The organism is Microbacterium sp. BG28 (assembly GCF_034044005.1).
Lineage (GTDB): Bacteria > Actinomycetota > Actinomycetes > Actinomycetales > Microbacteriaceae > Microbacterium.
Genome location: NZ_JAXCHA010000001.1, coordinates 418741 through 432454, shown reverse-complemented (window position 1 = coordinate 432454; position 13714 = coordinate 418741). Strand labels below are relative to the sequence as shown.

Annotated in this window: 13 protein-coding genes and 1 tRNA gene; 11 read left to right on the top strand and 3 right to left on the bottom strand. The window is 69.6% G+C overall.

The genetic code is table 11. The features are described from left to right. Window positions 1–121 precede the first annotated feature (121 nt). Genes SK224_RS02195 through SK224_RS02180 form a run of 4 tightly spaced genes read left to right on the top strand, consistent with a single transcriptional unit; the run spans window position 122 to window position 4892 of the window. Entirely contained in the window at window positions 122–844 is a 723-nt protein-coding gene (locus tag SK224_RS02195; protein ID WP_320433191.1) for an L-ribulose-5-phosphate 4-epimerase, read from the top strand. Then, window positions 841–2415 (top strand): xylulokinase, encoded by a 1575-nt coding sequence (locus tag SK224_RS02190; RefSeq protein ID WP_320433190.1) that lies wholly within the window; start codon window positions 841–843, stop codon window positions 2413–2415. The genes SK224_RS02195 and SK224_RS02190 overlap by 4 nt, the downstream gene beginning before the upstream one ends. Before the next feature lie 21 nt (window positions 2416–2436). Beyond that, window positions 2437–3948, top strand: a complete 1512-nt coding sequence (gene araA / locus SK224_RS02185) for an L-arabinose isomerase (RefSeq protein ID WP_320433189.1) — start codon at window positions 2437–2439, stop codon at window positions 3946–3948. Further along, on the top strand, window positions 3948–4892 hold the full coding sequence (locus tag SK224_RS02180) for an aldose 1-epimerase family protein (protein ID WP_320433188.1): 945 nt from the start codon (window positions 3948–3950) through the stop codon (window positions 4890–4892). The genes araA and SK224_RS02180 overlap by 1 nt, the downstream gene beginning before the upstream one ends. A 121-nt stretch (window positions 4893–5013) precedes the next feature. Here the strand turns inward: SK224_RS02180 and SK224_RS02175 are convergent, their stop codons facing one another. Further along, on the bottom strand, window positions 5014–5211 hold the full coding sequence (locus SK224_RS02175; RefSeq protein WP_307322664.1) for a hypothetical protein: 198 nt from the start codon (window positions 5209–5211) through the stop codon (window positions 5014–5016). Window positions 5212–5327: 116 nt separating this feature from the next. Here SK224_RS02175 and SK224_RS02170 point away from each other — a divergent pair, with 116 nt between their 5' ends. The 6 genes from SK224_RS02170 to SK224_RS02145 all read left to right on the top strand — a co-directional run bounded on the left by SK224_RS02170 (window position 5328) and on the right by SK224_RS02145 (window position 9552). Next, complete coding sequence (locus tag SK224_RS02170) at window positions 5328–5756, top strand: YdeI/OmpD-associated family protein (protein WP_320433187.1); 429 nt, start codon at window positions 5328–5330, stop codon at window positions 5754–5756. A gap of 78 nt (window positions 5757–5834) precedes the next feature. Next, window positions 5835–6524, top strand: coding sequence for an asparagine synthase (locus SK224_RS02165; RefSeq protein ID WP_320433186.1), 690 nt, complete (start codon window positions 5835–5837; stop codon window positions 6522–6524). 77 nt (window positions 6525–6601) lie between these two features. Next, a tRNA-Arg gene (locus tag SK224_RS02160) sits at window positions 6602–6674 on the top strand. A 145-nt stretch (window positions 6675–6819) separates the two neighbouring features. Continuing rightward, on the top strand, window positions 6820–8229 hold the full coding sequence (locus SK224_RS02155; protein WP_320433185.1) for a ferredoxin reductase family protein: 1410 nt from the start codon (window positions 6820–6822) through the stop codon (window positions 8227–8229). A gap of 13 nt (window positions 8230–8242) precedes the next feature. Continuing rightward, a complete protein-coding gene (locus SK224_RS02150; RefSeq protein WP_320433184.1) occupies window positions 8243–8755 on the top strand; it encodes an FMN-binding protein in 513 nt (170 codons plus the stop codon). Next, window positions 8752–9552, top strand: a complete 801-nt coding sequence (locus SK224_RS02145) for an FAD:protein FMN transferase (RefSeq protein ID WP_320433183.1) — start codon at window positions 8752–8754, stop codon at window positions 9550–9552. Before SK224_RS02150 ends, SK224_RS02145 begins: the two co-directional genes overlap by 4 nt. A 9-nt stretch (window positions 9553–9561) precedes the next feature. Here SK224_RS02145 and SK224_RS02140 read toward each other — a convergent pair whose 3' ends face one another. Together SK224_RS02140 and SK224_RS02135 are read right to left on the bottom strand one after the other, a co-directional pair. Continuing rightward, window positions 9562–10521: a HAMP domain-containing sensor histidine kinase gene (locus tag SK224_RS02140; protein WP_320433182.1), complete on the bottom strand. Its 960-nt coding sequence runs from the start codon at window positions 10519–10521 to the stop codon at window positions 9562–9564. Then, window positions 10518–11192, bottom strand: coding sequence for a response regulator transcription factor (locus tag SK224_RS02135; RefSeq protein ID WP_320433181.1), 675 nt, complete (start codon window positions 11190–11192; stop codon window positions 10518–10520). Before SK224_RS02135 ends, SK224_RS02140 begins: the two co-directional genes overlap by 4 nt. 99 nt (window positions 11193–11291) lie before the next feature. Here SK224_RS02135 and SK224_RS02130 point away from each other — a divergent pair, with 99 nt between their 5' ends. Then, complete coding sequence (locus SK224_RS02130; RefSeq protein ID WP_320433180.1) at window positions 11292–13709, top strand: FdhF/YdeP family oxidoreductase; 2418 nt, start codon at window positions 11292–11294, stop codon at window positions 13707–13709. Window positions 13710–13714: the final 5 nt, after the last annotated feature.

The window sequence follows — 13714 nt, the reverse complement described above, 5'->3', positions numbered from 1 at the left end:
CTCGCCCGCGTGCGGCGCTGACCGCGGGATGAGTCGTTGCACACCCGGTGTGTGACCGGTAACATTTGTTTCGGCCGGCCGGGTATGGGACCCCGCGGGCCATGAGACCAATGGAGCACCCGTGACAGGCAGCGCAGCCACGCCCTTCCCCTCTGACATCCAAGCGGCCATCGACGCCGTTCGCGATGACGTCGCGACCTTGCACGGCGAACTTGTGCGCTACGGACTGGTGGTGTGGACCGGAGGAAACGTCTCCGGTCGCGTGCCGGGCGCCGACCTGTTCGTGATCAAGCCGTCCGGCGTCTCCTACGACGAGCTGACGCCCGCGAACATGATCCTCTGCGACCTCGACGGCAACGTGATCCCGGGAACGCCCGGCAGCGAGCGCTCGCCCTCCAGTGACACGGCCGCGCACGCCTACGTCTACCGCAACATGCCGGACGTGGGAGGAGTGGTGCACACCCACTCCGACTACGCCGTCGCGTGGGCCGCCCGCGGCGAAGAGATCCCCTGCGTGATCACCGCGATGGCCGATGAGTTCGGCGGCCCGATCCCGGTCGGACCCTTCGCGATCATCGGCGACGACTCGATCGGTCGCGGGATCGTCGAGACGCTGCGCGGGCACCGCTCCCGCGCCGTCCTCATGCGCAACCACGGTCCGTTCACGATCGGGGTCAGCGCGAAGGATGCCGTCAAGGCGGCCGTCATGGTCGAGGACGTCGCGCGCACGGTGCACATCGCGCGTCAGGGCGGAGAGCTCGTGCCCATCCCCCAGGAAGCGATCGACAGCCTGTACGCGCGGTACCAGAACGTCTACGGACAGAGCGGGGACGACCGGCGATGACCGCTGCAGACGCCATCACGACGGGGCGCACCTGGCTCGGCATCGAGCTCGGCTCCACCCGCATCAAGGCGTGCCTGATCGACGAGACCGGCGCGGTGATCGCGGTGGGCGCTCACGCGTGGGAGAACAGCTACGTCGACCGCCTCTGGACCTACTCCCTGGACGAGGTCGTCGCGGGCCTGCAGGGCGCCTACGCCGCGCTCGTGGCCGACGCGATCGAGCGTCACGGCGAGCGGCCCGAAACCCACGCCGCCATCGGTGTCTCCGCGATGATGCACGGCTATCTCGCGTTCGATGCATCCGGTGAGCTTCTCGTGCCCTTCCGTACGTGGCGCAATACCAACACGGGGCCAGCCTCGAGCGCCCTGAGCGAGCTGTTCGGCGTCAACATTCCCCTTCGCTGGTCGATCGCGCACCTGCACCAGGCGGCCATCGACGCCGAGCCGCATGTGCCCCGCATCGCCTCCATCAACACCCTCGCGGGCTACGTGCACCGCCGCCTGACCGGGCGGTCGGTGCTCGGCGTCGGCGACGCGTCCGGAATGTTCCCGATCGATCCCGCGACGCGCGACTACGACGCGGAGCTGCTCGCCCGCTACGACGCGCTCGGCGCGATCGATGTTCCGCTCGCCGACATCCTCCCGGACGTTCTTCCTGCCGGACGCGAGGCGGGTGCGCTCACCCCCGAAGGCGCAGCGCTCCTGGACCCGTCGGGCGTGCTCCGCGCCGGGATCCCGCTCTGCCCGCCCGAGGGTGATGCCGGGACCGGCATGGTCGCCACCAACGCCGTGGCGCCGCGCACGGGCAACGTGAGTGCGGGAACGAGCATCTTCGCGATGGTGGTCCTCGAGCGCCCCCTCGAGCGCGTGCACCACGAGCTCGACCTCGTCACCACACCCGCGGGGGACCCCGTCGCGATGGTGCACTGCAACAACGGGGCGAGCGAGCTCGCGGCCTGGGTCGAGATGTTCTCGCGCTTCTCGGCCGCATCCGGCCGTCCACTCGACGCGGACGCCGTCTTCGAGGCGCTCTTCCGCGAGGCCGTGGCCGGTGAGGCGGATGCGGGCGGACTGCTCGCCTACAACCACCTCGCGGGCGAGCCCATCGCCGGACTCGAGGAGGGGCGGCCGCTCATCGTGCGCACGCCTGACAGCCGCCTGACCCTCGCCAACTTCATGCGCGCCCAGCTCTACGGCGTGTTCGGCACCCTGGCTCTCGGGATGCGGGTGCTCGCCGAAGAAGGAGTCGCGCTCGATCTGATGTTCGCGCACGGCGGCATGTTCCGCACGGCCGGCGTCGCCCAGCGCTTCCTCGCCGGCGCGCTCGCCGCCCCGGTCGCGGTCGGCGAGACGGCATCCGAGGGTGGCGCCTGGGGCATCGCGGTGCTCGCTGCGTACCTCGGCGAAGCCGACGAGTTCGATCTGTCCACCTACCTCGAGCGCCGAGTCTTCGCCGGCGCCGCAACCTCGACCGCGGAGCCCGACGCCGACGACGTCGCCGGCTTCGCCGCCTACCTCGAGCGCTACCGCTCCGGCCTCGCCATCGAAGCCGCCGCCGTGGCCGCGCTCTGAAAAACCGAAAGAGAGATATCCATGCCTCGTACACCCTTGTCCAGCTCCCTCGACGGCTACGAGGTCTGGTTCGTCACCGGCAGCCAGAACCTCTATGGCGAGGAGACGCTCGCGCAGGTCGCCGAGCAGTCGCAGGCTGTCGTCGCAGGCCTGGGTGAGCTTCCGGTGAAGGTCGTCTGGAAGCCCGTGCTGAAGGACGCCGATTCGATCCGTCGGATGGCGCTGGAGATCAACAGTCGCGACGACGTGATCGGCGTCGTCGCGTGGATGCACACCTTCAGCCCCGCCAAGATGTGGATCTCCGGCCTCGACGCCCTGCAGAAGCCGCTGCTGCACCTGCACACGCAGGCCAATGTGGAACTGCCGTGGGCCGACATCGACTTCGATTTCATGAACCTCAACCAGGCCGCGCACGGCGACCGCGAGTTCGGCTACATCCAGACGCGACTCGGCGTTGCGCGCAAGACGGTGGTCGGACACGTGTCGAACCCGGTCGTCCGCCAGCAGATCGAGGACTGGGAGCGCGCCGCCGCCGGCTGGGCCGCGGTCCGTACGCTCAAGCTCGCCCGCTTCGGCGACAACATGCGCTATGTCGCCGTCACCGAGGGTGACAAGACCGAGGCGGAGCTGCGTTTCGGCGTGCAGGTGAACACCTGGGGCGTCAACGAGCTGGCGGATGCGGTCGCCGCGGCATCCGAGTCCGACATCGACGCCCTCGTGGCCGAGTACGAGGAGCTGTACGAGGTCGTCGATGAGCTGCGCGTCGGAGGCGAGCGGCACCAGTCCCTGCGTGACGGGGCCGCGATCGAGCTCGGTCTGCGCTCGTTCCTCGAGGAGGGCGGCTTCGGCGCCTTCACGACGAGCTTCGAGGATCTCGGCGCCCTGAAGCAGCTTCCGGGACTGGCCGTTCAGCGCCTCATGGCCGAGGGGTACGGCTTCGGTGCCGAGGGCGACTGGAAGACGGCGATCCTCGTACGCGTGGCCAACGTCATGGGTGCGGGCCTTCCCGGTGGTGCCAGCCTCATGGAGGACTACACCTACGACCTCGTGGCCGGTGACGAGAAGATCCTCGGCGCGCACATGCTGGAGGTCGCCCCGTCGCTGACCACCGCCAAGCCGCGGCTGGAGATCCACCCGCTCGGCATCGGCGGAAAGGACGACCCGGTGCGCCTGGTCTTCACTGCAGACCCGGGCTCTGCTGTCGTCGTCGCCATGAGCGACATGCGCGACCGGTTCCGTCTGGTGGCCAATGTGGTCGAGAACGTTTCCGCGCCGGAGCTGCCCAAGCTGCCCGTGGGTCGCGCCGTATGGAAGCCCGCCCCCGACTTCGCGACGTCCGCCGCGTGCTGGCTCGCGGCGGGAGCCGCCCACCACACGGTGATGTCGACCGCCGTCGGCATCGAGGTGTTCCGGGATTTCGCAGAGATCGCGAAGACCGAGCTGGTCGTCATCGACGACGCGACCACGGTGCGCGACTTCCAGCGTGAGCTGCGCTGGAACCAGGCCTACTACCGCCTCGCGCAGGGCCTGTGATGACGGGTTCGATGCCGCTGTCGGGAACGCAGCATCTGCTGCGTTCGGGTGACGTCGAGGCGAGCATCGCGAGTGTCGGTGCGTCGCTTCGCACCCTCACGTATGCCGGACGCGACCTCGTCGTCCCCTTCGGGGCGGACGAGGTCCGCCCCGCCTATCGAGGAGCGACGCTCGCCCCCTGGCCCAACCGGGTCGTGGACGGCCGCTACACCTTCGGCGGCGAGGAGTACCGCCTCGCCTTGACCGAGCCCGCACGCGGCCACGCGCTGCACGGACTCGCGGCATGGCTCGACTACACGGCGATCGACAAGGGTTCCGATCACGTCACCCTGTCGGCGGTGGTCGAGGCGCAGGACGGCTACCCGTGGCGTGTGCGCGTCGAGACGCGTTTCGCATTGGATGCGGACGGCTTGACGCAGACGGTGACCGCGTTCAACGAGTCGGACACGACGGCGCCGTACGGCACGGGCCCGCATCCGTATCTGGTGGCGGGCGATGGAGTCGTCGACGACTGGACCTTCGAGCTGCCCGCCGCTGAGGTGCTGCACGTCACGGAGGATCGGCTGGCCCCGACCGAGCTGCGCGCGGTCGAGGCGGATGATCCGTCGCGGTTCGACTACCGTGCCGCACGGCGGATCGGCGCGGCCGAGATCGACCACGCGTACACCGGACTCATCCGCGATGCGGATGGTCTCGCGACGGTTCGCGTGACGGATGCGGACGGCCGCGGCGTCGCCATGACGTGGGATGCGGCGTGCCCCTGGGTCCAGGTGCACACGGCCGATCGCCCAGGCCTCTCGGGTCACCGCGTGGGCCTCGCGATCGAGCCCATGACATGCGCACCGGACGCGTTCAACGCGGACCGGTACCCCTACGACGCGGGCCTTCAGGTTCTCGAGCCCGGTGGGTGGTTCTCGGCCAGCTGGAGTATCCGCGCCATCTGAGCCGCATCCTCCGGTTCCGAAGACAGGCGAACGGGCTCTCGGACGCGCAGAAGACCCCGGAGAGGGAGGATCCTTCTCCGGGGTCTTCGATGACAGGGATGCGCGATGACGCCGTCGGGCGTCAGCTGTCGCGCAGGTTCTCCTTGACCTCGTTGCGATGCTCGACCGACTCCTTCTCGGCCTCGGCCTTCTTGACGTTCGCGTCGGCCTTGGCCTCGTCGATCTTGTCGCCGATGCGGTCCGTGGTGTCGTCCCACTTGTCCTTGAGCTTGCGACCGGCGGTCTCCGCGGTCTCCTTCGCATCATCGATGAAACCCATGATGTGCTCCCTTCGTCGAGGTGTGCCGTCAGGTTAATCCGGCGGCCCGGGGAGATCGGCGGGGTTGCACCAGGCCGGGCTGGTTGCTAGCGGCGCTCGGGGTGCATACTCGGCTCATGCGGTTCGAGACGACCATGTCGCAGTTCGGGAACAACACGGGCATCGAGATTCCGACGGCCGTCATCGAGGAGCTCGGGGGCGGCCGTCGCCCCGCGCTGGTGGTGACCGTCAACGGGCACACGTACCGCTCGACCGTCGGCGTGATGGCAGGCAAGCACCTGATCCCATTCAGCGCGGACAAGCGGCGTGAGACCGGAATCGGCGGCGGTGACGCCATCACCGTCGACGTGGATCTCGACACGGCTCCGCGCACGGTCGAAGTGCCGGAGGATCTCGCCGAGGCGTTGGCATCCGCAGGGCTGCGTCCCGCCTTCGACGCACTGTCGCCGAGTGTGCAGAAGGCCCACGTCACCGCGGTGACGGGCGCCAAGGCGGCCGAGACGCGGCAGCGCCGAGTCGATCGGGTCGTGGGGTCCTTGCGCTGAGGCGCCGCATGCCGTTTTCCCCGTTCTCGGCCCGTGAGTCGCACAGGCCCCTCCGATAGAATCGGGGGAGGGGGTGCTGTGGCATCACGAGCGGAAGATCCGACGGAGCACAAGGGACTCGGAGCCTTGTGGGCCGCGCGAGCGTCGCGCCCGAAACTCGCCGATGTCGTCGCCGAAGGCGTCTACATCGCCGCGGCCGCCACACGCTTGTCCCTGAAGAATCACATCCTCGTCGACATCCTCTCCGCCGGAGAAGGCTTCGACGCCGACCGGTTCGTGCCCGACGCGAAGGACGCGCTGCTGAAGCTCGCCGAGGAGGCCGAGGCGGACGCCGAACGCGCGGAGCGGGAGCGCAAGCTGGCGCGTGGCCGCTTCAGCGACTCGGGCGGCACCCACGACTATCGCAGCCGGGACGTGCGCAACCTCCGGCGCAGACGCAAGCAGTCCCTGCGTATCGCGGAGGAGCTCCGCGAGCGCGCGGAGGACCTCGACGGGCTCCGTGAACTGGTCGAGGCCGCTCGGGAGGCGGCCTGGGGTGAAGTTGCACGCAACATCGACAGCTCGCTGCGGATCGAGGCTGCCCGCCCGGACCTCGAGCCCGGCTACGAGAAGATGCGGCAGGCGCGGATGCAGAGCCTGCGGCTCGTCGACCTCCCTCGACTCGCCGCGCATCGACGCAGACTGAACGCGAAGGACGAGGATGCGGGGCCGGCGGTGTCCGCTGCGAGCGAGCGGCGCGGCGGCATCGACCTCAGCGAGCTCGAGTAGCCGCCTCGATTCGCGACCGGCCCGGTTGTGTTGTAGTCTCTCCTAGTGCCCGCGCGCAGGAATGCGACGGGAAACATGCGCCCGTAGCTCAATGGATAGAGCATCTGACTACGGATCAGAAGGTTAGGGGTTCGAGTCCCTTCGGGCGCACACTGTGTTGAGACAGTAGTGGCCCGGCCAGGAAGAGATTCCGGCCGGGCCCTTTTTTCTCGTGACGCCTATCAGCTACCTATGAGGGTGTTGTGCGGCGCTCATTCTTGGAGCCGTCTCAGAACTGTGCCGCGAGCATGGCGACATGACCGCCTCTCCGCTCATCGCCGCCGCACCGCCAACCGCCCTCCGCACGCGGCGTCGGCACCGCGGCGTGTGGCGATTGGGCTCGGTCGCGGTGATCTGGATGACGTCGCTCGCCGTCGTCGCTCTCTGGATCGCCGGCGGCGGTGTGCAGGCGACGTGGGGGATGAGCGCTGAGACGCTCAATACTCTCGGGCGGCTCACGGGTCTCGTCTCGGCGAACCTCCTCATGTATCAGGTGCTGCTCATGGCCCGCGTGCCGTTGTTCGAACGGGGCTTCGGCCGCGACGGGATCACGCGGATGCATCGCCACGTCGGGTTCTGGTCGTTCTGGTTGTTCCTGGCGCACATCGGGCTGCTCGTGGCGGGATACGCCGCCGAGGCGGGCCTCAACCCCCTCGTGCAGCTGTGGCAGTTCGTGTGGGACTACCCCGGCATGCTGCTCGCGACGGCGGGAACCGCGCTGCTGGTGCTGGTGGTCGTGTTGTCGGTTCGGCGCGCGCGGCGACGTCTGCGCTACGAGTCGTGGCACCTCTTGCACCTCTACGGCTACCTGGGCGTCGCCCTGGCCATTCCGCACATGCTGTGGACGGGCGCGGACTTCGTCGGGCATCCGCTCGCGCAGGTGTACTGGTGGACGGTGTGGGCCGCGACGGCGACCGCTGTGCTGCTGTACCGGATCGGGCTTCCTCTCGTGCGATCCCTGCGGCACGATGTCCGCGTGCGAGACGTCGTCGCCGATGGGGCACGCGGGGTCAGCGTGCGGATGGCGGGGCGCAACCTTCGGGCTCTCGGTGCGGAGGCCGGGCAGTTCTTCGTCTGGCGATTCCTCGATGGACCGGGCTGGACGCGGGGGCACCCGTTCTCGCTCGCGGAGGATCCGGCGCGGGGCGAGTTGGTGATCTCCGCGCGCATTGCGGGCGACGGCACGGCCCGGCTCAGGAAGCTGCGCCCCGGCACGAAGGTGCTCATCGAAGGCCCCTACGGCACGATGACCGGGGGTGAGCGCACGGGGAGGCGCCTGCTGATGCTCGGGGCGGGCGCGGGAGTCGCCCCGTTGGTGTCGCTGCTCCAGTCCGAGTGGTACGGCCCGGGCGAGGCCACGCTGCTCACCCGTGATCACGTTCCCGAGGAGGCGCTGCGACGGGAGGCGATCGACGAACTGGTCCGTGGTCGCGGACTCCGCCACGTCACGCTCACCGGCGGCCGGCGCCGCGATGCCTCCTCGTGGATGCCGCAGTCGCACGCCGCGTGGGCAGGCGCCGATCTGTTGCGCCACATCGAATCGGGCATCGACGATGCCGATGTCTTCGTCTGCGGTCCTGAGCCGTGGATGCGGGCCGTCATCGCCGATCTGCGCGCGGCGGGCGTTGATCCCGCCCGCATCCATCGCGAATCGTTCACCGTCTGATCCGGGAGGGATGATGAAGAAGATCTTCTATGGCCTGATGATGACCCTCAGCGGTCTCGTCCTGCTGATGAGTTGGCGCACCTCGTGGGGCGAGCAGCTCACCGCAGCAGACTCGACGGCGGGCGCGACGGGACTCTCCGGTCAGAGCAGCACCTCGGGTTCCGCGGCCACCGGGGGCGGCTCCTCGGCCGGGGGCGGCTCTTCGGCCACGAGCGGCGGAGCATCGACGGCCACGGCGACCCGCCTGGCCGACGGCACGTACACGGGTGACGCCGTCAGCACCCGCTACGGCAACGTGCAGGTGTCGGTCACCGTCTCGGGCGGCGTCATCGCGTCGGTCGACGTGCCGCAGTACCCGGACTCGAACGGTCGCGATCAGCAGATCAACGCACGCGCGATCCCGACGCTGGTGTCGGAGACCCTCGACGCGCAGGGCGCCCAGATCAGGCTGGTGTCGGGCGCGACCTACACGAGCCAGGGCTACACCCGCTCGCTCCAGTCCGCTCTCGACCAGGCGCAGTCATGAGCGGTGCGACGCGTGTCTCGACCGCCGAGGTGATGGGAACGGTCGCCAGCATCCACGTCCTCGGTCCGGGAGGTCACGAGCCCGAGGTGACGCGGGCGATCGAGGGCGTCGTCGCGATGCTCCGCGACGACGAACGGGTCTTCTCTCCCTTCATCCCCGACTCGGACATCTCGAGGATGCGCAGCGGGGCGCTCTCGCTGCGAGACGCCGACCCCCGCGTCGAGCAGGTGCGCGACCTGTGCGCGGATCTGCTCGAGAGCAGTGACGGCAGGTTCGATGCGTGGTGGCGCGGATGGTTCGATCCGACGGGCATCGTGAAGGGCTGGTCCGTCGACCGCGCCGCCCAGCAGTTGCTGGCTCCACTCGTCGAGCGACGGGGCATCGACGCGGTCGGCATCGGCGTCGGGGGTGACATGCGGCTGTTCTCCGCTGAGGCGACGACGCTGCCGTGGCGAATCGGCATCGTGGATCCGGCGGTCCCCGACGCGCTGTGCGCGACGATCGAGTTGTTCGAGGGCGCCGTCGCGACGTCGGGGACGGCAGAGCGCGGTGCGCACCTGATCGACCCGTTGCGGGGGAGACCCGTGGCGGGACTCATCAGCGCCACCGTCGTGGCCGAGTCGCTCACCCTCGCGGATGCGTGGGCCACGGTCGCCGCCCTGGCCGGTGTGGACGAGCTCGCAGCGCGTGCGGTTCCCGGCATCGTCTCCGGCCTCGTCACGGACGGGCGGACGTTGCGCCGCTGGGCGGGTGGGATCGAGATCGTCGCGCCCGGCCCTCTGACCGCGGCCGCCTGAGCGCCGTCGTCAGGCCGAGGGCAGACGCAGCGCGAAGGTCGTCCCCTGCGGGGACGTCTCGGCGATGCTCACGCCTCCGCCGTAGCGGGTCGCCGCCTCCCGGACGAGGGCGAGGCCGAGCCCGAATCCCCGGCGTCGCCCGGCCTCCCCGCTGCGCGCGAACCGCTCGAAGACGCGCTCCCGATGCGCCGGGTCGATACCGGGGCCGCGGTCGGCGACGCGGATCTCGACGTGCTGCGAGTCCGTGACGACCGTCACGTCGACCTCGCCGCCGCGAGGGGAGTGCTGCACCGCGTTGTCGAGGAGAGCCACACACAGCCGCGCCAGCGTGATCTCCGGGATCCGCGCGCGGGCGACGGTGACCCCGGCGCGAAGGGTGACCCCGGCGTCGTCCGCGAGCGGTGCGAGGGTGTCCATGGCCCGTGCGAGGGCTCGAGCCACGTCGCAGACGGCATCGGTGGACGAGGCCCCTTCGGCGGCGAGGAGCATGTCGGTGAGAACGTCGTCCATGACCTGGACATCGCGTCGCAGGTCGGTGATCAGCTGCGCGGTCGGCTCCTCACGCGCCTGTCGCCGTTGCAGGAGCTGGATGCGGGAGCTGAGCGCCGTCAATGGTGTCCGCAGCTCGTGGCTGGCGTCCGAGACGAACGCGCGCTGTGTCGCGAGCGCCTCTCCGAGCGGGCGCACGGCCCGGCGCGCAGCGAGCCAGCCGACCAGGCCCAGAAGAGCCACTCCGATCAGCCCGAGGATCAGCACGACCGGGATGATGCGGTCCAGGTCGACCACCACGGCGTCTCCGTCGGGTCGGAGGCCATGAGACTCGCCGTGCTCGGGACGCGCAGAGCGGAGCAGGACGAACACGAGCACGGCGATCCCGCCCAGGACGACAGCTGCGGATACGGCGGCGACGAGCACACCCACGCGCACCGCGGCACGACGGACGCGCCGTCGGTCGGCCTCGACGCTCACCTCGGCGCTCCCGCCCTGTAGCCGCGCCCCCGCACGGTCTCGATGATGTCGGGCTCGCTCTTGCGGCGGATGTAGTGCACGTACGTATCCACGCTGCTGGCGGACTCGCCCACGGTGAAGGCGCCTGCGAGGATCTCCTCTCTCGTGAACACGTGCTCGGGACTCGTGGTCAGCAACTCCAGCAGCGTGCTCTCCGTCAAGGTCAGCGCGACCCGCGCCCCCGATGGCGCGTACAGAGCCTGCGTGTCGGGCGTGAACGTCCACGCGCCCACCTCGCGGCGGCGCCCCTCGGCACGGTACCCCCGAACGAGCGCCCGCAGTCGCGCCAGGAGCTCGTCGTAGTCGAACGGCTTGACGAGATAGTCGTTGGCCCCCGCGTCCAGACCTTCGACACGGTCGGCCACGGCGCCGAGGGCTGTCAAGAGGAGCACCGGAGTCGTGATGCGGGCGGTTCGCACCGCGGTCACGAGAGCGGCGCCGTCGAGCCCGGGGAGTCGCCGGTCCACGAGCATCACATCGAATCGCGCATTCAGTGCGCGGTCCAGCCCGGTCCTGCCGTCTGTGACGTGCTCGACCTCGTATGTCTCCGAGAGCACCTCGATGGTCATGGCGGCGATCTCGGGGTCGTCCTCGACGTAGAGGAGCCGGGGTCGGCGCGGCGAGGTGGTCACACTGTCATTCTGCTCCCCGTACTCCCACCGGCGGCAGTGCCGTTCCTGTTGCGCCGCGAGCGCGACACGCGCGGCTGCGCTTGGGCGTACTCTGGCGGCATGCCGATGAAGCCGCCGACGGCCAATATCGATGAGACCCGCGTGCACGTGTCGCGACCGAAGAAGGTCGCGGTGGGCGTGCCGGCCGTGCTCCACGCGCTGCAGATCGCGAACGAGCAGATGGGCCTCAAACGATCCGCCGAGACCCTCCTGCGCGTGAACCAGAAAGACGGATTCGACTGTCCCGGCTGCGCGTGGCCGGAGGAGGACAAGCGCCACGTCGCGGAGTTCTGCGAGAACGGCGCCAAGGCCGTCGCGGAGGAGGCGACCGTGCGCCGCGTCGGGCCGGAGTTCTTCGCCGCGCATTCGATCGAGGATCTGCGCGAGGGCGACGACTGGTGGCTCGGCCAGCAGGGGCGGTTGACGCATCCGATGGTCCTCGAGGACGGTGCGACGCACTACCGGCCGATCTCGTGGGATGCGGCGCTCGAGATGATCGCAGACGAGCTGAGGTCACTCTCGCACCCCGACGAGGCGGTGTTCTACACGTCGGGACGCACCTCGAACGAGGCGGCGTTCCTGTACCAGCTGCTCGTGCGCGGTCTCGGCACGAACAACCTCCCCGACTGCTCGAACATGTGCCACGAGTCCAGCGGCTCGGCGCTGACGGAGACGATCGGCATCGGCAAGGGCACCGTCTCGATCGAGGACATCCACGAGGCGGACCTGCTGATCGTGGCGGGCCAGAACCCCGGCACCAACCATCCCCGCATGCTGTCGGCACTGGAGAAGGCCAAGCAGCGCGGAGCGCGCATCATCGCGGTGAACCCGCTGCCCGAGGCGGGCCTCATGCGGTTCGAGAACCCGCAGACCCCCCGCGGAGTCGCCTTCGGCGGCACCAAACTCGCCGACCGCTTCGTGCAGATCCGCTCGGGCGGCGACCAGGCGCTCTTCCACGCGATCGGCAAGCATCTGCTCGAGGCGCAGGACCGCGACGGCGATGTGCTGGACACCGCCTTCATCAGCGCCCACACGAGTGGATTCGAGTCGTACCGCCGTCAGATGGCGGATGCCGGCTGGGCGCAGCTGGAGGAGGCCACCGGCCTCAGCGAGCAGGAGCTGCGCGCCATCGGCGACGAGGTGCGCGCCTCGAAGGCGACGATCGTGTGCTGGGCCATGGGACTCACGCAGCACAAGCACTCCGTGCCCACGCTGCGCGACGTCGTGAACGTGCTGCTGCTGCAGGGCAACATCGGCCGCCCCGGTGCGGGGGTCTGTCCCGTGCGAGGCCACTCGAATGTGCAGGGAGACCGCACGGTCGGCATCTACGAGAAGCCGGCGGATGCGTTCCTCGACGCGCTCGATCGGGAGTTCTCCTTCGCCGCGCCCCGTGCCCACGGCTTCGACACCGTCGCCGCCATCCGCGCGATGCGCGACGACAAGGTCCGCTTCTTCATGGGAATGGGCGGAAACTTCGTATCGGCGACGCCCGACACCGCGGTCGTCGAGGCGGGGATGGCGCGCGTGGGACTCACGGTGCACGTGTCGACCAAGCTGAACCGCTCCCATGTCGTCACCGGCCGACGCGCCCTGATCCTCCCGACGCTCGGACGTACGGACCGCGACCGTCGCGGCGGCCGGGAGCAGCGCGTCACGGTGGAGGACTCGATGGGTGCCGTGCACGCCTCGCGAGGGCGGCTCGTTCCGCCCTCCGACGACATGCTCAGCGAGGTCGCGATCATCGCGCGGCTGTGCGCGCTCGTCTTCGGCGGCGGATCCTCGCCCCAGGATGCGCCGACCGCCCACGACGGTGACCACGAACGCACGCTCCCCGAGCACGGGACCGTCGAGTCGGAAGCCCTGGATGCGGCGGGTCTCCACGACCCGGCCAACGTGCCGCAGGCCGACTGGGCCGCTCTCGAGGCGGACTACGCCCTCATCCGCTCGCACATCGAGCGGGTGATCCCCGGGTTCGAGGACTTCGAGAGCCGCATCCAGAAGGGACGCACCTTCTTCCTGCCGAACGGTCCGCGCGACGAGCGCCGGTTCGCGACGATCGACGGGAAGGCGCGTTTCACCGTCAACCCGCTCGAGTACCCGCGCATCCCCGCCGGGCGCCTACTGCTGCAGACGCTGCGTTCGCACGATCAGTACAACACCACCGTCTACGGCAAGGACGACCGGTACCGTGGGATCCACGGTGGCCGCCGCGTCGTGCTCGTCAACGCCGAAGACATCCGCGAACTCGGTTTCGTCGACGGGGAGATCATCGACCTCGTCTCCGAGTGGACGGACGCGGACGGCACGCTGGAGGAGCGCCGCGCCGAGAGCTTCCGCATCGTCTCCTACGACACGCCCCGTCAGAATGCTGCCGCCTACTACCCCGAGACGAACGTGCTCGTGCCCCTGGAGTCGGTCGCCGACGTGAGCGGGACGCCGACCTCCAAAGCGGTCATCGTGCGCCTCGAGCACCGCTGAGCGCG